Here is a 23,728-nt window from a genome sequence, read left to right as displayed (position 1 = left end):
TGACTCAGCCCGCCTTCCGGGCGTTCACCGGGGGCCGTTCCCAGGACGGTGCGGTACGGGGACGGGAGCTGCGCGGCGTGGATGAGACCGCTACAGGGTGTTGCGGCACTCCCCCTGCGGCTCCCCTCCCGGTGCCCGGGACGGGCGCCGCGACCGGTGCCGCTTCCGTGGCGGGTGCCGCCTCCGTGCCCGGTCCGCCCGTGGCGCCGCCCCGGAGCAGCCGCTCGCGGTGTTCCAGGACCGAGGCGAGCGCCTCGCCGTCCCGCCCCGGGATCTGGTTGCGCATACGGATCACGGCGACCCCGGCGGTCAGCGCCGGCTCCACGTCGGTGATACCCCGCCACAGCGTCTCGGCGCGGGCGGCCACCGCCTCGGCCTGTTCGGCGTCCCCCCGGTAGTGCCAGCGCTCGGCCACGTCCCGGTACAGCTGGATGCCGGCGACCGGGTCCCCGGCCTCGGCGGTGGCGCGGGCGCGCACCTCCCGGACGCCCAGCGCGACGGGGTGGGAGACCCCGAGGACGCCCGCGACCTTGGTGTCGAGCTGGGAGGCGAGCGCGGTGGCCTCGCCGGTGCGGCCCGCGTCGAGGTGGCCCGTCACCCGGGCCAGGGACTCCGCGTACGCCTCGGTGCCCGCCGGTGCGGGTGCGCCGGGCCGGGACGCGGTGGCGGCCTTTCCGCCGGCCGTCTCTTTCGCCGCGTCCTTCGCCCGGCGCCTCTCCTCGCGCTTCTCCTGGCGTCTCTTCGGTGCCGCGGCGCGCGGCCTGCCGGTCCTCACCTCGCTCACCTCGCCGTCGGGCGTCACGATCAACGGCCATACGGCGCCGTCCGGTTCGGTGGCCGTGGCCCGTACGGCACGGCCGAGCCGCACGGCGGCCCCGGCCACGACCTCGATCGCGGCGGCGCGCGTGGGGTGCCCGGACGTCTCGATCAGCGGCCCCGACGCGAGGACCCGGCCGTCGTCGTGCACGGTGAGGGCGTAGACGGGCCAGGCGGGTACATCGGCGGACTCGCGCGTCGTCGGCATGAGGTTTCCCCCTTCGGTTGGACTCCTAGCGGACGGTGACGTCGGCGACCCGCCACGGCTTGTCCGCCGTCGCGCGGGTGAGTTGTACGTAGACCGCGGCGACGACGGGTTCGCCCTTCCACCCTTCGCGTCCCGAGGGGGTGGCGGTGACGGTCCACTGCCGCCACGCCTCGGTCTCGGTGTCGGGCGGCTTGGCCGCGTCCTCGGTCTTCTCCGGTACGACGGTGGTACGGGCGCCGTGCTCTGCCCACTCCTGCCACTGGGCGCCGGGGACCGACTGCGGCTGGTGCGCGCGCAGCCGGTCCGCGTACGCCTCGGTCAGCCAGCCCGCGTCGGCGGCGCGCAACTCGGCGTCGTGCGGCCCGCTGTCGGCGGCGGCGTCGAACGTCCACAGCGCGGTGAGCGCGCCCTCACCGACCTCGTCGGCGTCGGCCGGGTCGACGTCCTCGGGCCGGACCGTGCTGCCCCGGGGCTTGTCGGTGCCGGTGGGCGCGGGGCGCGCGGGTGCGTCCGTGCCGGGGGCGGTGGCCGTGGCGGTCGCGGCGCCGGTCGGTGTCGGGTACGGGCCGGTGCCCGTTGCCGGGGGAGCGGACGGAGCCGTACGTACGCCGTCCTCAGCGCCGCCGTCACCGGAACCGCCGTCGCCGGAGCCGCACCCGCCGGCCAGGAGGCCGAGGGCGAGCACCGTCGCGGCCACGGCGCTGATCCGCGCGGGGGCGGTGCGGGAGGTACGGGGGGACGTCATCCGAACCGCCTGATCTGCTGGGGCTTCCCGGCGTAGTAGGGCTCGTCGAGGTTGCTGATCTTGACCACGTCACCGGTCTTCGGCGCGTGGATGAACTGCCCCTGGCCGATGTAGATGCCGATGTGGTCGTAGCTGGAGCCCAGTTGGAAACCGATCACGTCGCCGGGCCGTATGTCGTCGCGGGAGACCGATTCGCCGACGGTGACCTGGACCTGGCTGACCCGGGGGAGGAGGGTGGCGCCGCCGCTGGCGTGGTAGACCGCGTTCTGCACGAGGCTTGAGCAGTCGAAGCCCACCGTGTTCGCGCCCTGGGCGAAGCCGCGGCCGGGTCCTTCCGGCCCGCCGCCTCCCCAGGAGTACGGGGTGCCGAGCCACTTCTTGGCGTGGGCCACCACCCGGCCGCCGAACGAGCCGTCGTCCACGGCCGTCTCGTCCTCGCCGCCGCCTCCCGTGTACTTGGACATCAGCGAGATGATCCGGGTGACATAGCCCTGGGTCTCCGGGATGGCGGGCACGCCGTTGTACCGCTGCACCGCTCCGGGCCCGGCGTTGTACGCGGCGAGCATCAGCCGGGTGAGGTCGCCCTCGACGCCCATCTCCTTGACGGTGTCGGCGAGGTAGCAGTCGTAGCGGGCCTGGGACATGATCGCGTCGCCCGGCGTGAACGGGTCGGCCACGCCGTCCGGTTCGGGGCTGCCGTCCTTGCCCGCCGCGTCCACGCCCCAGGTCGCCCAGGTGCCGGGGATGAACTGGCTCAGCCCCTGGGCGTTCGCGTGGCTGACGGCCGTGGGGTTCCAGCCCGACTCCGCCTCGATCTGCGCGGCGACGAGCGGCGCGCTGACCTCCGGGCAGAGGCCGCCGGCCTGCTCGATCCAGCTCACGTACTCGGGCGGGATCTTGCTCGGGCTCAACTCGGTGACCAGCCCCACGGGTTCGACGACGTCCTGCTCCGACTCCGTGGCCCCCAGGACCGACAGGCCGACCAGTGAGGTGACCAGTCCGAGGACGGCGAACCCGGTGATCAGCGCGCCCGATTTCACCTGAAGTCCGACATGCGTGAATGAGTCCTTAACTTACATAAGTGAAAGAGGAGTTGTTTGTTGCGACTTATCAACTTGTGTGTATTATTCGGCCCGTTGCGTCGATGGTCGAAGGAGATGCCTTGACAGGGGATGTGCCGGTCGTCAACCCCTGGTTGTCGCCGCGGTCGGGCCCTCCGGGGGGCACCAACGGGAAACCCGGACGATCGGTTCAAGAAATGCCCACCGGACTTTCCGGTCCTTCGGCACCTCAGGGCGCCGGAGTCCCCCGGCCGGAGCACGGACTGCCCGTCGCCGGGCCCCGATCGGGCGGGGAGCAGTCCTGGTGGTGGCTCGGTGTGCACGGCGGCGCCGGGGTCAGCTCGCTGGAGCGTGCCGTGCCCGGTGGCCGGGACGCGGAGCGCGCCTGGCCGTCTGCCGAGCGGAACCAGCCGGTCGTGCTGGTCGCCCGCGCCACCGCGCACGGTCTCGGAGCGGCGCAGACCGCCGCCCGGCAGTGGGGCTCGCGCATGGTCACCGGCGTCGACCTGCTGGGCCTGGTCGTCGTCGCCGACGCTCCCGGCCGGCGCCCCCGGATCCTGCGGGACCTGGTGCAGCTGGTCTCGGGCGCCGTGCCCCGTCTGTGGGAGATCCCCTGGGTGGAGCAGTGGCGGCTCGGCGAGCCGCATCTGCCCAAGGAGTGCGTACCCCTGGCCCGCGACCTGACCCGGCTCACTCAACCCACTTAGAGGGGAACGGAGTTGTCCACTCTGCTGGCGTCTCTTCTCGACGCCTCGACACAACTGACCCAGACCGTCGCGGCCCCGGTGCCGCCCTCCGGCGTGCCCGACGTCGGCGGCGGAGAGGCGCCGCCCGGCGCCGAGGACCTGCTGAAGATCCTCCGGTGGGTGGCGTGGACCGTGACCATCCTGTGTGTCGCGGGCATCTTCGCCGTCGCCGCCCGGATGGCGGTCGACCACTCCCGGGGCGGCGGCCGTGACCACGCCAGGGGCCTGGGCTTCGTCCTGGGCGCCTGTCTGCTCCTCGGCTCGGCCTCGGGCATCGTCGGCGCGTTCGTCTAGCGCCCCGTACGGCTCACCCCCCAACCCCCCGCACCGCCCACCCATGAGGAGGGAGAGGAACCATGCCGGACCCCGGCACCCCCACCGCGGCCGACGAGCCGCGAAGTCCGTGGCTGCGCACCGGCTTCGTCCTCGCCGCCGCGTTCGTCGGCTTCGTGGCCGTCATCGCGGGCGCGGTCGTCTTCACCTCGGACGCCTCCGGCCAGGACGGCGGCCCCGCCGCGTCCGGGCCGCCCGTCGACCGGGCCGCCGCCCCGCGGTCCCCGTCCGGCGGCGCGGGCCCCTGCGCCGAACTGGCCGACACCCGCCAGGAGATACCCACGGCCGCTCCCCGGGGTGTGACCTGGGCGCTGTTCGGCGCCGTCGCCGTGCCCGCCTCCAAGACGGCGGGGCCCGCCGTCACCGGCAAGGACGTCGCACGCTGCTACGCCCGTACGCCCGTCGGCGCCCTGCTGGCCACCAGCCAGATCAGCGTGCGCTATCTGGCCGCCGACGACTGGCGGAAGGTGACCGAACTCCAGACCGTCGGCGCGGGCCGGGACGCGTACATCACCGGCCGGACCAAGGCGGAGAAGGAGGCGTCCACCGACCAGGACGGCGGCGCCCACGGCCAGATCGCCGGATTCAGGTTCGTCACCTACAACGAGAGCACCGCCGTCATCGAGACGGTCTGGCGCTTCCCCGACGGCCGGATGCAGTCCGCGACCACGACGGTGCTGTGGCAGGACGGGGACTGGCGGCTGGAGTACCCGGCCGCGCCCGCCGCCCCCACCCCGGTCGGCTCCCTGGCCGGCTACACCACCTGGGGAGGCGTCTGATGGCGGGCTGCGACTTCGGCTGGGTGACCCCCTCGGTCGGCGGCTACTGCGTCGGCAGCGGTACGGGGACGGCCCCCGACAATCTGGGTGACAGCGCGTTCGACGACATCGCAGAGAGCGCCGCGCAGGCGGCGGGCATCACCGTGAAGGCCCTGGGCAGCGCCTGGATGGAGCTGGGCGGTCCCGATCTGGCCGACGAGAGCGGACCGGTGGCCTTCCTCCAGGGCTCCACCCTGTGGATCACCTCCTTCACCGCCGTGCTCTGTCTGCTGATCGCGGCCGGGCAGCTCGCCTGGCGGCGGCGCGGCGAGCCCGCCCGGCAGGCGCTCCAAGGACTGCTCAATCTGGTGACCGTCTCCTCGGTCGGGGTCGCCACGGTGAGTCTGCTGACCTCGGCGGGCGACAAGTTCAGCGTCTGGATCATCGACAGGTCCACCGGCTGCCGGCAGATCAGCACCACCGGGGAACCGGTCGCGCAGTGCGTGGCCGAGTTCGAGAAACGCACCTCGGCCATGCTGGCCCTCGGCGGCTCGGAGTCGTCGTTCCTCGTCCTGATCATGGCCGTGCTGGTGATCGCCGGCACCGTCGCGCAGATCGCCCTGATGATCGTGCGGATCGCCATGCTGGTCATCCTCACCGGCACGCTGCCGCTGTCGGCGGCGGCCAGCTCCACCGCCGCCGGGCGGCTCTGGTTCCGCAGGTCCGTGGGCTGGCTGCTCGCCTTCGTGCTGTACAAACCGGCGGCTGCCGTCGTGTACGCCGCCGCGTTCTCGATCAGCGGCCGGCAGCAGGACAACGAGGTCGTCTCCATGGTCTCGGGAGTCGTACTCATCGTGCTGGCCTGCTTCACGCTCCCCGCGCTGATGCGGTTCGCCGCCCCCGTCGTCCAGGCGGCGGTCTCGGGCACGGGCCGCTCCTCCGGAGGCGCCGACGGGGCGGGCTCGCCCGCCGGCGGCGGTACCGGGGCGCTGCCGGTACCGCATCTGCGGAGTCTGGCCACCGGCCGTTCGGTGGCGGGCGCCGCGGTCAACCCCGATGCCACCGGCGCCCGTTCGGGCCGTCCGACGATCGCGCGCGGCGTCGAGGGCGCCCGCGCGACACCCGACGGCGAGCGCGCCACGGCCGGACGCGTCCGGCCGGAGACGGCCGACGCCGATGCCGACGAGACACAGTCCGCGGACCGGCGGAAGACACCGTCGCTGGTGCCCGTCCCGGACCTGCGGCAGCCCGACCACCAGCAGGAGAACCCCCGTGACCACTGAAGAGATCACCACCCGCACCTACGGCAACTTCCGCAAGCCGCGCACCGCCGGGCTGCGCGGACTCTCCCTGGGCACCACACTGTTGCTGCTCCTCGGGCTGATCGCCGTGGTCCTGGCCTCGCTGGCGTCCCTGTGGGCGGCCGTGGGTCTGGCGGTGTCGCTGGCGATGGTCACGGCCGCGCTGGGCCTGAAGGACCGGCACGACCGTACGGCGATGCAGCGCGGCGGGGTCCGGCTGGCCTGGTGGCGTACGACCTCCTCCGGCGGCCATCTCTACCGGTCGGGTCCGCTCGGCCGGGCCGGTTACGGCACCTGCCAACTGCCGGGCCTGGCCGCCGCGTCGTCGCTGACGGAGGCGCAGGACGGCTACGGCAGGCCGTTCGCCGTGATCACGATCCCCTCCACCGGCCACCACACCGTGGTCATCTCCTGCGACGCGGACGGGGCCGCCCTCGTCGACGAACGGCAGGTCGACACCTGGGTCGCCCACTGGGGCCAGTGGCTGTCCGCGCTGGGGGCCGAGCCGGACCTCGTCGCCGCGAGCGTCACCGTGGAGACCGCCCCCGACTCCGGCGTACGGCTCCAGCAGGAGATCGCCGCCAACTCCGTCGCCGACGCCCCCGCGCTGGCCACGGAGATGCTGCACGAGGTGCTGGCCGCGTACCCCGCCGGCTCGGCGCGGATCGCGACCCGGATCGCGCTGACGTACGCGGGCGCGGCCCGGCCGGGTGTGCCGCGCCGCAGCGCCGAGGACATGGCCCTGCACATCGGCACCCGGCTCCCCGGACTCACCGGCGGACTCTCCCTGACCAGCGCCGGCACGGCCGTACCGATGACCGCGAGCGAGCTGGCCGAGGCGGTGCGCGTCGCGTACGACCCGACCGTGGCGACCCTGGTCGAGGAGGCGCAGGCCACCGGCGGCACCGGGCTGACCTGGCGGGAGGCGGGCCCCATGGCGGCCCAGGAGGCGTGGGACCACTACCGGCACGACGGCGCGTTCAGCGTCACCTGGGCCATGACGGAGGCCCCGCAGGGCGAGGTGTTCTCCAACGTCCTGACGGGGCTGGTGCAGCCCAGCCGTGACATCGCCCGCAAGCGGGTCACGCTCCTGTACCGCCCGCACACCCGGGCCGAGGGCGCCCGCGTCGTCCAACAGGACTACAAGAACGCCCTGTTCAGCGCCCAGCAGTCGCAGATCGGCAAGGCGCGCGACGACGCCGAGGTGATCGCGGCGCGCCGGACCACCGAGGAACAGGCCCAGGGCCACGGCGTGATCCGCTTCGGCATGCTGATCACCGCGACCGTCAACTCCGCCGAGGAACTGCCGCTGGCCGCCGCGGCCGTCGACAACCTGGCCCCGGCCGCCCGGATCGCGGTACGGCCCGTCTACGGCTCGCAGGCGGCGGCGTTCGCGGCGGCGCTGCCGCTGGGCCTGGTGCTGCCGCTGCACACCGCCGTGCCACAGGTCGTACGCGACGCGATGTGACGCCCGCGAGTCGACGCGACGGCCCGGCCCGGAACAACGAGGAGACCCCCGATGGCACGCCAGACCAAGCAGTCCCGACAGCCGCGACGCCCCACGCCGCGCGGCTGGCCCGGCCCCGGCGGCGGCATGGTGGGCTACGTCGACCCGGCGCCGGAGTGGCGCGGCACCTCCGTACAGGTCTGCGGGCTCTGGCCGTTCGGCGCGGGCGCCGGGACCCCCATGGTCGGGGTGCCGCTCGGCCGGGACCTGGACTCCGGCGCCACCGTGTGCTGCGACCCGATCTCCTGGTTCAGCCGCACCGGGCTGCTGGCCAACCCGTCGATGTTCGTCCTCGGCCGCCCCGGGCTCGGCAAGTCGACGATCGTACGGCGCATGGCACTCGGCCTCTCCGGCTACGGTGTCCACCCGATGATCTTCGGTGATCTCAAGCCGGACTACGTGGACCTGATCAGGGCCATCGGCGGCCAGGTCATCAGCCTGGGACGCGGTCGCGGCAATCTCAACGTGCTGGACCCGGGCGAGTCCGGCCGGGCCGCCGCCCGGCTCACCGGCGAGGCCCGCGCGCGCCTCCTCGCCGACATCCACGGCCGCCGGCTGCACATGGTCTCGGCCCTGGTGACGATCCTGCGCTCGGCGCCGCCGACGGACCGCGAGGAGACGATCCTCTCGACCGCGCTGAACGTGCTGGACGACCGGTTCGACACCACCTCCGGCCGGGTCCCGGTGCTCGCGGACGTCGTACAGGTCATCAAGGACGCGCCGGAGGCGGTGCGTTCGGTCGCCCTGGACCGGGGCGACATCACCCGCTACCGGGACATCACGGAGAACCTGGAGGCGTCGCTGACCGCCCTCCTCGGCGACGGCCGGCTCGGCGGCACCTTCGCCCGGCCGACGACGGAGCCGATGAAGCTGGACCGCCCGGTCTGCTTCGACATCAGCGGCATCGACGACAGCGAGGCGCTGCTCCAGGCGGCGGCGCTGCTCTCCTGCTGGTCGTACGGCTTCGGCGCGGTCTCGGCGGCACACGCCCTCGCGGACGCGGGGCTGGAGCCGCAGCGCAACTACTTCCTCGTCATGGACGAGTTGTGGCGTGTGCTCCAGGCGGGCCGCGGGCTGGTCGACCGCGTCAACGCCCTCACCCGGCTCGACCGGCAGCGCGGTGTGGGCCTGGCGATGGTCACGCACAGCATCGACGACCTGCTGGCCCTGCCCACGGAGGAGGACCGCACCAAGGCCAAGGGCTTCGTGGAGCGGGCCGGGATGGTGGTCTGCGCCGGGCTGCCGCCCGCCGAACTGCCGCAGCTCGGCCAGATCGTGGAGCTGACCGAGGCGGAGAAGCGGCTGCTGGTCGACTGGTCGACGCCGCCCGCCTGGGACGCCGCCAACGGCCGCCGGGCGGAGCCGCCCGGTCTCGGCAACTTCCTCATCAAGGTCGGCAACCGGCCCGGGATCCCGCTGCACGTGGATCTGACGGCGGCTGAGCTGGGCGTCAACAACACCAACAAGCGGTGGAACAAGTAGCCGCCCACGGGCGCCGGCCGGCCCTCACGACGCCTCGTCGGTGACCAGGTACGGCTGGTTCTTGAGCTGCCGGCGCGAACTGATGCCGAGCTTGCGGAAGATGTTGCGCAGATGGGCCTCGACGGTGCGCGGGCTCAGGAACAGCCGGGCGGCGACCTCGTTGGACGTGGCGCCGGTGGCGACGAGCCGCGCGATATGGACCTCCTGCGTGGTGAGCCGGTCGAAGGGATGCCCGGACGGATCGCCGGTCTTCTCGCCGGTGGCGTGCAGTTCGTCGGCGGCCCGCCCGGCGAACGCCTCAAGTCCCGCCCCGGAGAAGAGCTGGTGGGCGGTGCGCAGATGCTCGCGGGAGTCCTTCCGGCGGCCCTCGCGCCGCAGCCACTCCCCGTAGAGGAGATGCGCGCGGGCGCGGTAGGGGAGCATCGGGGTGTCCTGGAGGTGTTCCACGGCCTCGCGGTAGTGCTCCTCGGCCCCGGTGACCAGCCCGCGCGCGTACGCGGCGACGCCCAGGCCCAGGGAGGTCGCGGCGGCCTGGGTGCGCCGGGTCAGTGATTCCAGTGCGAGGGCGGCCTCGGCGGTCCTGCCGCAGCGGACGGCGGCCTCGACGAGTTCCGGCAGCGCCATGCCGGGGATGCCGAGCCCGTCGTGCGCGGCGGCCTGCCGGGCGGCGGCGAGCGCGGCACGGTAGTCGGTGAGGCCGTTGTTCAGTACGGCCGTGGCCCATTGGAGGTCCACGAGGTGTCCGGCGCTCTGCGGCGTCTCGGCGACCTTGGCGAAGAGTTCGGCCGCTTCCCGGCGCCGCCCGCGCATGGCGGCCAGATGCAACCGAGGGTAGCTCACCGGCGGTGCTCCGGTCGCGTCGGCGATCGCCTCCTCCTCGGCGATGGCGACCACGGCCCCGGCGAGATCGCCGGTGAGCGCGGCACGGGACGCCGCCTGGGCGAGGCCGAGGCGCAGCACGAGGGGTGAGCCCGACGCGCGGCCGGTCTTCATCAGCCACTCGACGACGGTCGCGTGGGTGTAGCCGTCCCAGAGTTCGGCCGCCACGACGAGGGCGAGCGCGGGGCGCCGGGTCCACATCGGGCTGCCGGTGCCCTGGAGGGCGCCGCGCATGAGGGGCGCGGCGGCGTGATGCCCTTCTGTGGTCAGCAGGTTCAGCGCGTCGAGGATGTCCGGGGGGCGTGGCGCGGTGGGGGCCGCGGCGGAGGCGGCGGCGAGGACGGTGTCCAGCACATCGCCGGACCGGCCGACGAGCAGGCTCATCTCCAGGGCGTCGAGGAAGCACGCGCGGGACCGTTCCGGGTCGATCGACGCGAGCCGCTGCCCGGCGCGGACCATGTACATCGAGCCGTCGGTCTCGTTGTGCCGTACGAAGGCGATCTGCCCGCGCAACAGGTCGACCTGCGCGTGCTGGTGCACGTCCAGGGGGGTGTTCTCGACGGTGCTGACCAGGGTCGCCGCCGTGTCGGGGGAGCCCGCGTCGATATGGGCCGCCACGGCGGCGAGGGTGCGTTCGATCCGTTTGCCGGGGGCCAGTGACAGCTCCGCGGCGCGTTCTATGAAGGCCGCGGCGGCGACGACACCGCCGCGCGAGCGCGCGCGGGAGGCGGAACGCTCCAGCTCCGCGGCGACGTCCTCGCGGGGGCCGGTGCTGGCCCGCGCGCGGTGCCAGGCCTGCCGGTCGGGTGCCACGACGGGGTCGGTGACCTCGGCCAGTACGCGGTGGGCGGTACGGCGCTGAGCGGCGTCGGCGGCCAGATAGACCGCGGAGCGGGCCAGCGGATGGCAGAAGCGGACGCGGGTGGCGAACTCGGCGAGCCCGGTGGCGGTCACGGCGGCGCTGGTGGCCGCCAGATCGATGGCCATACGCCGTGCGGCGGGCCACAGCAGATCGGGGTCGCCGGTCGGGTCGGCGCTGGCGATGGTCAGCAACAGCCGCGCGTCGGGCGGCAGTTCGGCCAGCCTCGCCTGGTAGCTCCGCTCGATGCGGGTCGGCACCGACGAGGTGTCAGGCAGGGCGAAGCCGTCGGCCCTGGGCAGTTGGAGCAGTGCCAGCGGGTTGCCGCGTGCCTCGGCCATGATCCGGTCGCGGACCTGGTCGTCGAGGGTCCCCCGGCTCCTGGCGGAGAGCAGGGTGCGCGCGTCGCGGTCGCCGAGCCGGCCGATGTCCAGACCGGGCAGCTCGTCCAGTTCGCTCGCCGCACCCGTCCGGCGGGCCGCGAACACCAGGGCGACCGGTTCGGCGCTGATCCGCCGGGCGATGAAGGTCAGCGCCTTCGATGTCGCCGCGTCCGCCCACTGGGCGTCGTCGACCACGCAGAGCAGCGGGCGCTCCCGCGCCGCGGCGGACAGCAGCTCCAGGGCGGCCAGACCGACGGGGAAGAAGTCCGGCGCCCCGCTGGCCAGCCCGAACGCGACCCGCAGGACCTCCTGGTGCGGGGCGGCCAGCTCCGCGAGCCGGCCGGGCGAGGGCACGCACAGCGGCCGGCAGAGCTGGTGCAGAGCGGCGTACGGCAGCCCCGACTCGAACCGCGACCCGGAAGCGCGCAGCACCTGGAACCCCGACGCGGCCTGCCGGGCGTGATCGAGCAGCGCGCTCTTCCCGATCCCCGCCTCGCCCCGCAGGACGAGCACACCACCACGGCTCTCGCGCGTGTCGGCGATCAACTCGTCGATGGCCCGGATCTCCTCCCGCCTGCCGACGAGTGGACCGGGGGAGCGGGTCAACGGGCGCATACGGGTACGTTAGCCCGGTTTCCGGAAGGAATTCGTCCTGCCCTTTCCGTCATCGTCCACGGCACTCGTGGCGCTGCGGGACTCTCGTGAAGCTCTCGTGCGACCGACAACGGTCCTACGGTCCCGCGGGCCGAGCGGTTCAACCGGACCGGGGACGAACGGGGGCGGGCGCCCGGCGGCGCGGGGCCGGAGCCGGGGCCGTACGGCCACCGGGCGCCCTTCGGCCTAGCTCGACCTCTTACGTCCCTTGGACCGATTCTGGTCGGCGGGGGGTATCTGCATGCTGGTCGTCCGGGCGAGCGGCGGGGCACCCCGCCGGGCGCGCTCCCGCTGTTCCGGGAGCGGCATGTTCGTCATGGCGGGCGTCGTCTGGCCGTCAAGGCGGGTCGTCCTGCGGCGCAGCGGCGGTGCGACGAACTCCGGCCCCGAGCTCCCGCCGATCGATGTCTCCGTTGCCGGGGACATCGAAGCCGGGCTCGCGTTCGCGTACGAGGCGATCTGCGTGTTGAGCGGATAATTCGTGTGGAAAGGTTCTGTCGGGGGCTGCTGAAAGGCGGCGACTGCCCGCCCCGTGGTCGAGGAGATGAGTCCGACCGCTTCGAGGCCCATTTGTGCGTCCGGATTGAACGGATACTGGGCGACGGCGCCCACGACTGCGCCGGCGGAGGTGAGGTACTTGTTCACCTCGCCCGACTGGTAAGCGCTCACTCCGTCGATGGCTCCCCGTACGACGGCGCCCGAAGCGGTGATGAACTTCCCGGTCTTGTCGTACCCGCCGGCCTGGACGCCCTTTCCTATCGCCGCGACCACCTCGGGTGCGACGGCCCCGACGGTACGCATCGCCGGTGTGAGCCAGGCTCTGTTCTGCCCCGCCCTGGACGGCTGCTGGCCTTCCAGGTCGTAGGAGTCGACGGTGGTGGCCGTGTCCCTTCTGGGGGCCGGCGTCGGGGGAAGAGAAGACGCCGGGCTGTAATTGAAGTCTGAGGGCTCCGGGTAGGTGCCGCCTGGATTTGAGCCGCCGGGCATGGTGGCCTTCCTTTCGCAGAAGCGGGAGTCTCCTTACGGGGGAGCACAACGGCGCCGGGCCCTTGTCGGTTCAGGCGGTTCCCGCACTGTCCCGGCACGGCCGCGGGGTGAACCGTCCTCTGTGCGCGTACGTCGTGCGGGCGTAGTCGACCCCTGAGCTGAGAGGCTGCTCTATGCGTGTGAGATCACTCGCGTCATTTCAAAGGTTCCGATCACTTAAGAAATTCGGAAAATTCCGACCAATTCTCCTCGCTTTCCTGTTGGTTGTCGGTCTGTCGGTCGCGACCTCGGCCGCCACCCAGGGCTCCGACAACGACGACCGGGTGTCCAGCACGGCGGCGGGCGGCGCCGAACACACCGTCACGCTGAAGAACGAGACGGACAGCCGGGTCTGGGTCGGAGCCGGTGTCAACGCCGACGGCTCGTCCGAGCTGACCGGACTGCCCACGCTGGACCCGGGCCAGTCCGCCACCATCACCATCCCCGAGCGCTCGGGCGCCGGACACTGGCGCGGGAAGTTCTTCGCCCGCCAGGGCTGCACCGGCGAGAGCGGCAGCACGTTCCACTGCGCCGTGGCCGACTGCGGACCGTACGCCGACCGCTGCTCGACCGGTGAACAGCCCGCGAGCCTCGCGGAGTTCAACTTCGACTCGGCCGACGCGATGGCGCCCTGGTACAACGTCAGTTACGTCAACGCCGTCTCGGCGCCCATCACCATCGTCCCGGACGGGGTGCCGCCACCGGAGAACGGCGGGGAGTGCGCGGCGGTGGGCTGCCCCACGGATCTGCTGTCCGCCTGCCCGCCCGAGAATCTGACCAAGGACGAGGCGGGCAAGCCGCTGGTCTGCGTCAACCCGAACCGCGACGCGAAGACCGCGTACAGCAACGCTCTGACCGAGAAGTGCCCCTCGGCGTACTCCTGGTCCAAGCACGACGCGGAGGCCGGCAACGAGGTCGTACGCCAGTGCAGCGAGTGCACCGGCATGACCGTCACCTTCCACGGCACCGGCGGCGGCGCCCCGGCCCCCGGCGGCGACCAGCCGCCCGGGGAGCGCAGCCCTCTGAACGCGATCCCGAGGCCCGACAAGGCTCCCGTGGCGGGAGCGGGCAAGGGCGTGGGGCTGAACCCCGTGGACGGAGCCTCCGAGGCGCTGGCCGCCTCCGGCGCGAAGTGGTTCCACAACTGGGCCTCCTCCAGCAACGGGGTCACCGTGCCGCAGGGCGTCGAGTTCGTCCCGTCGATCTGGGGCCCCAACTCGGTCACCGAGCAGGAGTTGGGCAACGCGGCCCGGGAGGGCAAGCATCTCCTCGGCTTCAACGAGCCCGACCGCGCCGACCAGGCCAACATGAGCCCCGAGCAGGCGCTGGACCTCTGGCCCCAACTGGAGAAGACGGGGCTGAAGTTGGGAGCCCCGGCGGTCTCCGTGGACGCCGACAAGGCCGGCGGCTGGCTGGACAGGTTCATGCAGGGCGCCCAGGCGCGCGGTCTGCGCGTCGACTTCATCCCGGTGCACTGGTACGGCGGCGACTTCAGCACCGCGGCCACCGGGCAGCTCGTCGACTACCTGGAGCGTGTCCACCAGCGTTACAACAAGCCGATCTGGCTGACCGAGTACGCCCTGATCGACTTCTCCCAGGGCACCCCCCGTTACCCGAGCGAGTTCGCGCAGGCCGACTTCCTCAAGCGGTCGCAGCAGGCGATGAGCGAGCTGGGCTACGTGGAGCGCTCGGCGTGGTTCGCCCTCAACACCGAGACGAGCCCCACCGGTCTCTTCTACCGCGGCACCCCGAACGCGAGCGGCAACGCTTTCCAAGAGGTGAAGTGACCCGAGTCCCGCGACTGACCTGACCCGAGTCAACACCCCATGGGCGGGGGCCGGACGGTGAGACCGTCCGGCCCCCGCCGGGTTTCCCGGGTCGGATCAGCCCGCGGCGGGCGTCAGTGCCCGCCGCCGTGTCCCCGCCGGCGGTGGCGACCCTGGTCCCGCGCCTGGTCCCGCGCCTGGTCCCGGTCCCGGGGCCGGCTCGGGCGATCCTCCCCGCGGTCCCGCGTCGAACGGACCTGGCGGCCGGGCTCGCCCGGGGGCCGATGGGCCCACGCGCCCTCGGCGTGGGGGTTGGACGGGACCGACAGGGACGGCTCCCGCTCCGGTGGAGCCTGCCCAGGAGTCACGCCCTTCATCCACTCCCCTACTCGCTGTGCGTTCTCGTATTGGTCCGCCTCGTACGCCTGTGCCCGCGCCTCGGCCCACGTCGGGCCCTGCGCCTCGGCCCGCGCCTCGGCCCACGTCGGGCCCTGCGCCTGTACCAGGCCCTGCTGCCGCAGCCAGGCCTGGGCCTGCGCCTCTGCCCGCGCCTCGGCCCGCGTCCGGTCCTGCGCCTGTGTCAGGTCCTGCTGCCGCAGCCAGGCCCGGCCCTGCGCCTGCGCCCGCTGCCAGGCATAAGCCTCCGCCGCCTCCGTCTGCCGCTGTGCCTGTTCGGCTGTCTCCGGGCGCGGTTCCTGTGCGAACCCGGCCACAGGCATGACGTACCTCTGAGAGACGCGCTGGTTCGTGTGCGGGTCGTAGTACGCGAACCCGGACTCGTTCGGTCCTGGCATGTGGTGCTCCTTTCGGCATGTGGCCCACCACTACGAGCCGGGAACGGAATCGGTTCAGAGGGTGACCGGTGGGCCAGGGGCTCATGGCGCCTTCCATGCAATGACATGGATCACAAAAGTGACCCGTGTGGCGAAAGCAACTGTCCCTGTACGCGGCAATTGCCCTGCCTGTGAAGACGATGTGTCGGACTCTTCACCTGATTAACGCGCTTCCGACAACGCTGTTTTCGGACATACGATCACCGGCGAAACCCTGCGTGGGTGCTGCCGCAGTGGTTCCTTCAACACGTTTTCGAACCAGCTTCCCGGACTCACGTGAGGGCTCCATTGAAGATCCGACGCATACTTGCCACGGCCGTGGTCGCCGCCGTCACCACTCCCGCGCTCCTGCTCTCCGTCACCCCCGCGCTCGCCGACGCCAAGACGTCCGCCGCGTCGGGCGCGCAGCAGGCGGGCGAGCGGGACAAGCCGTCCATCGAGGAACTCGAGAAGGCCGCGGAGAAGGCGCAGAAGGCGTATGACAGCGCCGTCGCCGCCGAGAAGGTCGCGCGGGTGGTCGTCGAGGCGGCCGTGTCCGACGACGCGCCGCTCGCCGTCGCCGCGAAGGCCGCCGAGAAGGAGGCGGAAGCCGCCGCCACGGCCAAGAAGAACGCCGACCAGGCCCTCGCCGACGCCAAGGACGCACTCGCCGCGCTGCCCGGAACGGCCACCGACGAGGAGAAGGCGGCTGCCGAGAAGGCCGTCGCCGACGCCGGGACCGCGGCCACCGCCGCGGCGACCGCCAAGACCGCGGCCGACGAGAAGTCCGCGACGGCCGACCGGCTTCGCGACGACGCGCGCGTTGCCGCCGTCCAGGAGTACGACAGGGTGAACCAGGCCCTGACAGCCGCCCGCAAGGCGAAGGAGGCCGCCGACAAGGCGCTCGCCGACGCGAAGGGGGAGGAGCCGGAGGAGCCCAACGAGCCGGAGTGCGTCCCCGAGGGCAAGCTCGGCACCGTCGTCAACAACCTGCCGTCCAAGATCGTCGCGGGCTCGACGACCAGCTTCTCGCTCCGGGTGACCAACGGTACGAAGAGGACGCTGGACGAGGTCTCCCCGTTCGTCTACTTCCACGCGACGGACAAGAGCGGCCTCAACGTCATCGACGACGCGTTCCACCTCCAGTGGTCGACCACCAAGTCGCCGACCTGGAAGAACGTTCAGGACGGCACCGTCGGCTCCATCACCTCGCTGAAGGCCGGCACCCACGCGGACGTGAAGCTGCGTCTGAAGGTCGACGCCGACGCCCCGGCCGGCAACGGCCTGGCCCTCGTCGCCGGTGACTACATCAACGACGACGAGTCCTGCGGCGGCAACCTCGGCAACGAGTACGCCTTCGAACTCCTCGCCAAGGGCAGCGTCCCCGACGACGTCGACGACGCCAAGCCCGGCAAGACCACCCCGCCGGCCCCGGACACCAAGCCCCAGGGCGGCTCGTCCGCCACCACGCCGGACTCCGGCTCCCTCGCGAGCACCGGCTCCTCCTCGGCCCTCCCGCAGCTCGCCGCCGCGGCGGGCGCCGCGGTGGTGCTCGGCGGAGCGGCCCTCTACACCGTCCGCCGCCGTCGGGCCGGCTCCGCCTCCTGACGCCGTCTCCCGACGCGGTCCCACCCGGCTGAACGCCAAGAAAGGGCGCCCCCTTCGCGGGGGCGCCCTTTCGCGTTGCCCCGGCCGAATTACTCGAACGGGGGCTCATTGATTTCGTGATAGAGTTTACCGAATTCAACAGACGCCACGACAAAAAGGGGAATGGCGTGAATACCGAGAAGGTCACGGCCCGACGTCTTACCGCCGAGGAAGTTTCCGAACTGGGGCTCCAGGACGACATCTTCGTCTCGGCGGCGACGGACGGCCTTCCTCTCGACTGCTACGCCCCGGCTTTCCTCACGGAGCCGGGAAAGAATTCCGAAGGAGGTTCCTTCGCCGCGCGGACGGTATTCGGTGAGGTGATTCATATCCTCCCGGACAATGCCGAAGAACCGGGTATCTGGGTCGCCGACAAGGCGGGCGAGGAAATCGAGGTCCTCCAGAGCGCCGGTGTCCTGCTGAATCTCGCCCTTTTCGTTCCCAACGGGAACAAGGAGTCCCTGGAGTCGCTCTACTCCGCCGCCCGGGACGCCTTCGGTGCGGGGATCGTGCAGCGCTGGAGCGAGGAGTCCGTCGCGGTGCCGGACGTGAAGGTCGACCTGTTCGAGGAGCCGGCCCGGGGACGGAAGAACACGAGCGGCCAGAACCGCGACCGCCGCGCCCTGGACATCTACCCGACGCGGGTACGGTTCCTGGAGCCCAGCGAGGGCTGGAAGTTCATCGTCGAGCCGCACAAAGAGATCGTCGACGACACACCGACCATCTGATCCGAAGCGCCCGAAGTGAAGTGCTCGAAGTGAAGTGCTCGAAGTGAAACGCCCGGCCGGAGTTCTCCGGCCGGGCGCTTCGCTTGTGCGGAAGGTCAGCGTGCCGACGACTTGAGGTACGCGGCGAACTTCTCCAGACCGTCGATGTTGCGCGGTCCGCTGATCCCTTCGTTGTAGTCGAGGACGAAGAACCGGTTGTTCCGCACGGCGGGCAACTTGCTTGTCCGGGGAGACTTCTTCAGGAAGTCGATCTTCTTGTACGCCGGTTGGTCGCCGTAGTCGAGGATGATGATCACCTCGGGGGCGGCCCGGGTGACCGCCTCCCAATTCACCTGGGTCCAGCGTTCGTTCAGCTTGTCGAAGATATTCCGGCCGCCGGCGATTTCGATGATGTCGTTCGGCGGCACCTGGCTGCCGGCCGTGAACGGCTGATCGGTGCCGGAGTCGTACAGAAAGACCGGCGGCGCCCCACCCGGCGGGACACTCGCCCGTACGGCGGCCACGCGTTTCTTCAGACCTGCGACGACTTCGGCCGCCCTGTCCTCGACACGGAATATGGCGCCGAGCCGTTCGAGATCGGTGTAAAGCCCTTCGAAGGGGGCGGTCTTCTGGGGAAAACGCGGGTAGTTGTAGCAGCTCTCGGTGTGCATGAAGCTCTGGATGCCGAGCTTGTCGAGGATTTCGGGAGTGATGCCGCGCTGGTCGCTGAATCCCGAGTTCCAGCCGGCCACGACGAAGTCGGCCTTCTCGGCGACGACGAGTTCCTTGTTGAGGAGGTCGTCGCTCAGCATCGGGACCTTCGCGTACTGCGCCGCCCACGGCGACCCGCTCACCGGCGGATTCGCGGGCGGCATCACATAGCCGAGCACCTGGTCGGTGAGGCCGAGGCTGAACAGCTTGTCCGCGCTGCCGCCTTCGTAGGCGACCGCTCTCCGCGGGACGGTGTACGGGACCGGTTCGCCGCAGCGTCGCACGGTGACCTTGTCGGCGTCCTCGGCCGTGCCCTGGACGTCGGCGCCGCAGCCGCCGAGCGCGACGGTCGCGGTCAGGGCGGTGCCGAGGGCGGCGAGCCGGCGCGCGGCCGGGCCGGAAAGTGACGGAAGAGACGGTGACATGAGTGGTGTTCTCGCAGTTCATCGGTGGGACGGGAGGGTGTACAGCAGTTGCGGGCCGCCGGTCAGGGGATGGGGGACGACGGTGGCCTCGACACCGAACACGTCGTGTACGAGTTCGGCGGTGAGCACCTCGCCGGGGGACCCGGTGGCGACGAGACGCCCGTGGGACAGGACCCCGAGCCGGTCGCAGGCGGCAGCCGCGAGGTTGAGGTCGTGCAGGACCACCAGCACGGTGAGACCGGCTCCGCGCAGCAGCGACAGGAGTTCGATCTGGTGCCGGACATCGAGGTGGTTGGTCGGCTCGTCCAGGACGAGGATCTCCGGCTCCTGGACCAGGGCGCGGGCGACCAGGACGCGTTGGCGCTCGCCGCCGGAGAGGGTCAGTACGCCGCGCCGGGCGAGGTGACCGACGTCGAGCCGGTCCATGGCCCGCTCGACGAGCGCCCGCTCCCGGCCGCTCAGGGCCTGGTTGCCGCGCAGATGCGGGGCCCGGCCCAGGGCGACGACCTCCTCGACGGTGAAGTCGAGGTCGACCGTGCCGTCCTGGGTCAGGGCGGCGACGGTCCGCGCGCTCTCGCGCGGGGTGAGGGAGGTGAGAGCGCGCCCGTCGACGCGTACCGCTCCGTCGCTCGGTGTCAGGGCCCGGTAGACACAGCGCAGGGCGGTCGACTTGCCGCTTCCGTTCGGCCCGACCAGGCCGACGACCTGGCCGCCGCCGACGCGCAGCGACAGACTCGCGACCAAGCGCTCGCCGTTGACGGTGACGGTCACCGCGTCGAAGGACAGTTCCATGTCAGCGGCCTCCGAAGACATAGCTCTTGCGGCGCATCAGGACGATGAAGACCGGTACCCCGATCAGCGCGGTGATGGCGCCGAGGGGCAGCTCGCGCGGGGCGACGACGGTACGGGCGATCAGATCGACCCAGACCATGAACAGCGCCCCGGCGAGCGGGGCGACCGCCAGGACCCGCGCGTGCCCCGCGCCGACGGCCAGGCGCGTCAGATGCGGCATGACCAGTCCGACAAAGCTGATGGCACCGCTGACGGCGACCATCACCCCGGTCATCAGGGAGGCGAGGACGAGCAGCAGGCGGCGGTCGCGGTCGGGGCTGACACCGAGGCTGGCCGCCGTCTCGTCGCCGAGCGCCAGTACGTCCAGGCCGCGGCTGCGCCGGTGCAGCAGGACGACTCCGAGTGTCACGACCGTCGCCACGACCGGCAGGGCGGCCCGGTCGGCGGCGCCGAAGCTGCCCATCGTCCAGAAGAGGACGGTGCTGGTCGCCTCGCTGTTGGGGGCGAGGTAGATGAGCACGCTCATGACGGCCTGGAGCCCGAACGACGCGCTGACGCCGGTGAGGACCAGCCGCAGCGGGGACAGGACGCCGCCGCGCGACGAGGCCAGATACACCAGGGCGGCGGCGGCCAGCGCCCCGGCGAACGCGCCCGTGGACACCGCGTGGATACCGAGCCCGGCCAGGCCGCCGCTGACGGTGACGGCCACCGCGCCGACCGAGGCGCCGGAGGAGATGCCGAGGACGAAGGGGTCGGCGAGCGCGTTGCGGACCATGGCCTGGACGGCGACGCCGACGGCGCTCAGCCCCGCGCCCACGAGTGCGGCCAGCAGCACCCGTGGCGTACGGATCTCCCAGATGATCTGGTACGTCGTGGCGTCCGCCGCCGCGACCCGGCCGCCGCTGAGCGCCGCCCACAGGAGGCGGGCCGTGTCGCCGGGCGGAACCGGCGCGGGACCGAGCCCGATGGCGAGCAGGACCGAGCCGGCGAGCAGGATCGCCAGGACCGCGCACACCGCCGCGACCGCTCCGGCGCGCGCCGTCGGCACGGGACCGGCCGGCGGTACGGGGCGCGGCCGGCCGCTGCCGACGGCGGGCTGATGGAGTGTCACCACTGCTTCTCCGTACGGGTGTTGGGGGCGCTCAGCGCGCCCGTGCGGCGGCCGGCGCCGGTGCCCGGTGCCAGCTCATGCGGGACCAGGGGCGGGCCAGTTCGTCCGGGCCCGACACCTGGCGGGGAGCGAGTCCGTCGACCGGCAGGGCGTCGCGATGGCGGGCGAAGACCGAGTCGGCGTACCGGTGTCCGGTGTCGGCCGCGATGAACACGACGGTCCGGCCGGGGTGTCGGGACCGCTCCCACCGGGCGGTGAGATAGGCCGCGCCGGTGGACAGCCCGGCGAAGACGGCGTGTCTGCGCAGGAGGTCGACACTGCCCGCGAGGGCCGCGTCGAAGGCGAGCCAGTGGATCGTGTCGTAGAGCGGGTGCGTGACATTGGCGAACGGGATCGAGCTGCCGATCCCGGCGATGATGATCTCGGGGTCGGCGACGTGCTCGCCGCCGAAGGTGACGCTGCCGAACGGCTGGACACCGACCAGTTCGACATCGGCGGCGCGCTCGCGCAGATAGCGGCCGAGCGCCCCGGTCGACGCGCCGGATCCCACACCACCGACCACGGTCAGCCGGTCGGCCCCGGTCTCCCGGCGGACGCGTTCGGCGATCTCCCGGTAGCCGAGGTAGTGGATGTCGTCGTGGTACTGGCGCATCCAGTGGTACTCGGGGTGCTCGGCCAGGATCTCCCGGACTCGGGCCACCCGCCGCTTCTGGTCGAGCTTCAAGTCGTCGCAGGGGCCCATCTGTTCGAGGCGTGCCCCGAGGACGGCGAGCTGTACGCGCAGCGTGTGGTCGACGGTGGTCGAACCGACGATGTGGCAGCGCATGCCGTAGCGGTGGCAGGCCAGGGCGAGGGCGTACGCGTAGATCCCGCTGGAGCTGTCCAGCAGGGTGTCACCGCGTCGTACGGTGCCGGTGTCGAGCAGCCGCCGTACCGCCGCCATGGCGGAGACCACCTTCATCGTCTCGAAGCGCAGACAGATGAGCCCGTCGTCGAGGCGGATCAGATCGGGTCGGCCGATCGAGTCGGCTATGTGCTCGTCCATGGGGTTGCTCCTCGCTGGTGGTGCCGGTCGCGAAGGTCCGGGTGACGGGGATGCCGCAGGTCTTCAGGGCGCGTGCGCAGCGGCGCAGGCGGTGGCGGAGGTCGGGGGCCGCGGGGTCGAAGAGCAGCCCGGCCACGTTCCCGCTGTGCGCGATCTGGACCCCCACCGCCCCGACCCGCCCGGCGATCCGGTCGAGCAGCCCGAACTCCGGCTGTTCGCGCAGGTGTTGGGCGCGGCGGGCGCTCTCGGTGCTGACGCGTCCGAGGAGCGCGGTGTCCGCGTCGGCGACCGCCCGCCGGAGCAGGTCGCGCAGTCGCTCGTACGCGACGACGTCCTCGTGGCCGTGGCGGGGCGCGGGCAGCGACAGGGTGTCCACGGGGCTTCCGCCGCCGAGGACGCAGCCCACCACGACGGCGGGCGGCAGCGCGCTGCCGAGGACTTCCAGGACCCGGCCCTCCCGCTGGGCGAACAGCAGTGGCCGGCCGCCGAGCATGAGCGGGTCGGACGCCCGCTCGGCCCGTACCGCGAGCCGGGCGATCGTCGCGGGCGGCAGCCGCAGGCGGTGCGCGTCGGCGACGGCGCGGATCGTGGCGATGACGTCGCTGCTGGACGAGCCCATGCCCAGCCCCAGCGGGACGTCCCCGCTGAGGGTCAACTCCCCGCCGCGGCCCGGTTCCCGGCCGCGTCGGGCGCCGCACTCGGCCAGGGTGAGCGCCGCCGCCCGCAGGGCCTTGGCGCGGTCGGCCGGGAACACCGTGAGCCGGCCGGGCGAGGTCCCCGGCCGGAGGGTGAACTCGGCGCGGGTGCCCGGCCCTTGGATCGGGAGCGTCACCAGGCCCGCGCGGGCCCGGCCCCTCCGGTCGAGGAAGACGCCTTGCAGGATCTCGCCGTGATGGCACGCGGCGTACCCGACGCCCGTGCCGATGCCGGGGCCGGTACCTGTGCCGGTGCCGGGGCTCGTGCCACCGTCCGCCGTCACGAGTCGTCCGCCGCGCGGTAGCGGTACAGCGTCGTGGGCCCGGCGTCGAACTGCGAGAACGGGAAGGGCTCGGCGGACAGGGCGGTGACACCCGCCCCCAGGAAGGCCCGCGCCACCGCGCTGCCCGTCTGCGCGTAGACGATGAGGGGCACGCCGCGTTCGCGGCAGCGCGACAGGACGGTGTCGAACGTGCCGTTGCCGATGGTCATCCCGGTGGCGACCACCGCGTCCGCGCGGCCGAGCACCTCCTCCATGTCGTCGCCGACCGGGTCTCCCCACTGCGTACGCCGCAGGTTCAGATCGCACGGCAGCGGAATTCCGCCGCGCTCCCGGATCGCCGCGACCAGGGGGTTGACCACCCCGATGAGTGCGACCTTCGCGCCGTCCGGGACGTCCAGCAGCCCGGCGACGGCCGCGTCCCGGGCCCTCGCCCGGATCTCGGGGGATCCGGCGGGCAGCGTCACGGCCTCGGCCCGTACCGCCCCCCGGTGCGGCAGGAGTTCGGCGAGGTACGCGTCGAGGGCGGCCGTCCGCAGCGGGCGGGGGCCCTCCCGCAGGAGTACGTCCAGCGGCACGCCCGACGCGTCCCGGCACACACCGGGATCGACCTCGCCCGCCTCGAAGGCGCAGGCGCCGAACGAACCCCCGAGGCGGACGAGGACGTACTGGTTGAGATAGGTGGTGTCACCGCCCGCCAGCCGGGTCCCGTGGTGGATCCAGAACACACTCGTGGCGACGAGACCGGCGGGGTCGGGGCCGTGTTCCCCCTTCAGTACGGCGGAGAACAGGTCATCGACGGAGGCGGGGCGCGGGGGAGCGCCACCCGCGGTCATGCCCGGTCTCCCCGGGCCAACATGCTGACATCCAGGCGCACTTCGGTGAACTCCTCGACTGTACGGGGGCATTGGGAGGGCGGCCGTCGTCGGTCGTCCGGCGAGGACCGGCGGGGCCAGCCCGTACTATAACGATAATCAT

The 23,728-nt window shown here is 72.4% G+C and carries 21 protein-coding genes; 9 read left to right on the top strand and 12 right to left on the bottom strand.

The window, feature by feature from the left end; all coding sequences use genetic code 11:
* Positions 1-4: 4 nt before the first annotated feature.
* From ACFYNU_RS10920 to ACFYNU_RS10910, 3 genes are read right to left on the bottom strand one after another with little or no spacing between them, the layout of a single operon-like run.
* Positions 5-1,024, bottom strand: a complete 1,020-nt coding sequence (locus tag ACFYNU_RS10920) for a hypothetical protein (RefSeq protein ID WP_356587746.1) — start codon at positions 1,022-1,024, stop codon at positions 5-7.
* A 25-nt stretch (positions 1,025-1,049) separates the two neighbouring features.
* Entirely contained in the window at positions 1,050-1,769 is a 720-nt protein-coding gene (locus tag ACFYNU_RS10915) for a hypothetical protein (RefSeq protein WP_356587744.1), read from the bottom strand.
* Positions 1,766-2,809, bottom strand: a complete 1,044-nt coding sequence (locus ACFYNU_RS10910; protein WP_356587742.1) for a bifunctional lytic transglycosylase/C40 family peptidase — start codon at positions 2,807-2,809, stop codon at positions 1,766-1,768. The genes ACFYNU_RS10915 and ACFYNU_RS10910 overlap by 4 nt, the downstream gene beginning before the upstream one ends.
* 218 nt (positions 2,810-3,027) lie before the next feature.
* Here ACFYNU_RS10910 and ACFYNU_RS10905 point away from each other — a divergent pair, with 218 nt between their 5' ends.
* From ACFYNU_RS10905 to ACFYNU_RS10880, 6 genes are all read left to right on the top strand, one after another.
* Entirely contained in the window at positions 3,028-3,537 is a 510-nt protein-coding gene (locus ACFYNU_RS10905) for a DUF6668 family protein (RefSeq protein ID WP_356587740.1), read from the top strand.
* A gap of 12 nt (positions 3,538-3,549) precedes the next feature.
* Positions 3,550-3,870 carry a hypothetical protein gene (locus ACFYNU_RS10900; RefSeq protein WP_356587738.1) on the top strand — a complete coding sequence of 107 codons (321 nt, stop codon included), beginning with the start codon at positions 3,550-3,552 and terminating at the stop codon, positions 3,868-3,870.
* 62 nt (positions 3,871-3,932) lie between these two features.
* The gene (locus ACFYNU_RS10895; RefSeq protein ID WP_356587736.1) at positions 3,933-4,688 is read left to right on the top strand and encodes a hypothetical protein; all 756 of its coding nucleotides are present in this window, start codon (positions 3,933-3,935) and stop codon (positions 4,686-4,688) included.
* Positions 4,688-5,950 (top strand): hypothetical protein, encoded by a 1,263-nt coding sequence (locus tag ACFYNU_RS10890; protein WP_356587734.1) that lies wholly within the window; start codon positions 4,688-4,690, stop codon positions 5,948-5,950. The genes ACFYNU_RS10895 and ACFYNU_RS10890 overlap by 1 nt, the downstream gene beginning before the upstream one ends.
* Complete coding sequence (locus tag ACFYNU_RS10885) at positions 5,940-7,436, top strand: SCO6880 family protein (RefSeq protein WP_356587732.1); 1,497 nt, start codon at positions 5,940-5,942, stop codon at positions 7,434-7,436. The genes ACFYNU_RS10890 and ACFYNU_RS10885 overlap by 11 nt, the downstream gene beginning before the upstream one ends.
* 51 nt (positions 7,437-7,487) lie before the next feature.
* Positions 7,488-8,957 (top strand): ATP/GTP-binding protein, encoded by a 1,470-nt coding sequence (locus ACFYNU_RS10880; RefSeq protein ID WP_356587730.1) that lies wholly within the window; start codon positions 7,488-7,490, stop codon positions 8,955-8,957.
* Between the two features lie 24 nt (positions 8,958-8,981).
* On the opposite strand, the gene ACFYNU_RS10875 is transcribed toward ACFYNU_RS10880, so the two are convergent.
* On the bottom strand, positions 8,982-11,693 hold the full coding sequence (locus tag ACFYNU_RS10875; protein ID WP_356587728.1) for an AAA family ATPase: 2,712 nt from the start codon (positions 11,691-11,693) through the stop codon (positions 8,982-8,984).
* Between the two features lie 225 nt (positions 11,694-11,918).
* Complete coding sequence (locus ACFYNU_RS10870) at positions 11,919-12,533, bottom strand: hypothetical protein (RefSeq protein WP_356587726.1); 615 nt, start codon at positions 12,531-12,533, stop codon at positions 11,919-11,921.
* Positions 12,534-12,979: 446 nt separating this feature from the next.
* On the opposite strand from ACFYNU_RS10870, the gene ACFYNU_RS10865 reads away from it, so the two are divergent.
* Positions 12,980-14,545 (top strand): glycosyl hydrolase, encoded by a 1,566-nt coding sequence (locus ACFYNU_RS10865; RefSeq protein ID WP_356587724.1) that lies wholly within the window; start codon positions 12,980-12,982, stop codon positions 14,543-14,545.
* Between the two features lie 113 nt (positions 14,546-14,658).
* Here the strand turns inward: ACFYNU_RS10865 and ACFYNU_RS10860 are convergent, their stop codons facing one another.
* Complete coding sequence (locus ACFYNU_RS10860) at positions 14,659-15,318, bottom strand: hypothetical protein (protein WP_356587722.1); 660 nt, start codon at positions 15,316-15,318, stop codon at positions 14,659-14,661.
* 327 nt (positions 15,319-15,645) lie between these two features.
* On the opposite strand from ACFYNU_RS10860, the gene ACFYNU_RS10855 reads away from it, so the two are divergent.
* Positions 15,646-16,944 (top strand): peptidase, encoded by a 1,299-nt coding sequence (locus ACFYNU_RS10855; RefSeq protein WP_356587720.1) that lies wholly within the window; start codon positions 15,646-15,648, stop codon positions 16,942-16,944.
* Between the two features lie 167 nt (positions 16,945-17,111).
* Positions 17,112-17,711, top strand: a complete 600-nt coding sequence (locus tag ACFYNU_RS10850) for a hypothetical protein (protein ID WP_356587718.1) — start codon at positions 17,112-17,114, stop codon at positions 17,709-17,711.
* Positions 17,712-17,806: 95 nt separating this feature from the next.
* Here ACFYNU_RS10850 and ACFYNU_RS10845 read toward each other — a convergent pair whose 3' ends face one another.
* The 6 genes from ACFYNU_RS10845 to ACFYNU_RS10820 are packed head-to-tail and all read right to left on the bottom strand — an operon-like array spanning position 17,807 to position 23,586.
* On the bottom strand, positions 17,807-18,826 hold the full coding sequence (locus ACFYNU_RS10845) for an ABC transporter substrate-binding protein (protein ID WP_356587716.1): 1,020 nt from the start codon (positions 18,824-18,826) through the stop codon (positions 17,807-17,809).
* 18 nt (positions 18,827-18,844) lie between these two features.
* Positions 18,845-19,618, bottom strand: a complete 774-nt coding sequence (locus ACFYNU_RS10840) for an ABC transporter ATP-binding protein (RefSeq protein WP_356587714.1) — start codon at positions 19,616-19,618, stop codon at positions 18,845-18,847.
* 1 nt (position 19,619) lies between these two features.
* Positions 19,620-20,729 carry a FecCD family ABC transporter permease gene (locus tag ACFYNU_RS10835; RefSeq protein ID WP_388765831.1) on the bottom strand — a complete coding sequence of 370 codons (1,110 nt, stop codon included), beginning with the start codon at positions 20,727-20,729 and terminating at the stop codon, positions 19,620-19,622.
* 31 nt (positions 20,730-20,760) lie between these two features.
* Positions 20,761-21,690 (bottom strand): pyridoxal-phosphate dependent enzyme, encoded by a 930-nt coding sequence (locus tag ACFYNU_RS10830; protein ID WP_356587870.1) that lies wholly within the window; start codon positions 21,688-21,690, stop codon positions 20,761-20,763.
* Entirely contained in the window at positions 21,623-22,753 is a 1,131-nt protein-coding gene (locus ACFYNU_RS10825; protein WP_356587713.1) for a GHMP kinase, read from the bottom strand. Before ACFYNU_RS10825 ends, ACFYNU_RS10830 begins: the two co-directional genes overlap by 68 nt.
* On the bottom strand, positions 22,750-23,586 hold the full coding sequence (locus ACFYNU_RS10820; protein WP_356587711.1) for a Rossmann-like domain-containing protein: 837 nt from the start codon (positions 23,584-23,586) through the stop codon (positions 22,750-22,752). Before ACFYNU_RS10820 ends, ACFYNU_RS10825 begins: the two co-directional genes overlap by 4 nt.
* Positions 23,587-23,728 lie beyond the last annotated feature (142 nt).

The organism is Streptomyces sp. NPDC006643 (assembly GCF_042870175.1).
Taxonomy (GTDB): domain Bacteria; phylum Actinomycetota; class Actinomycetes; order Streptomycetales; family Streptomycetaceae; genus Streptomyces.
The sequence above is the reverse complement of the archived record's forward strand: the minus strand, read 5'-3'. Positions and strand labels throughout refer to the sequence as shown.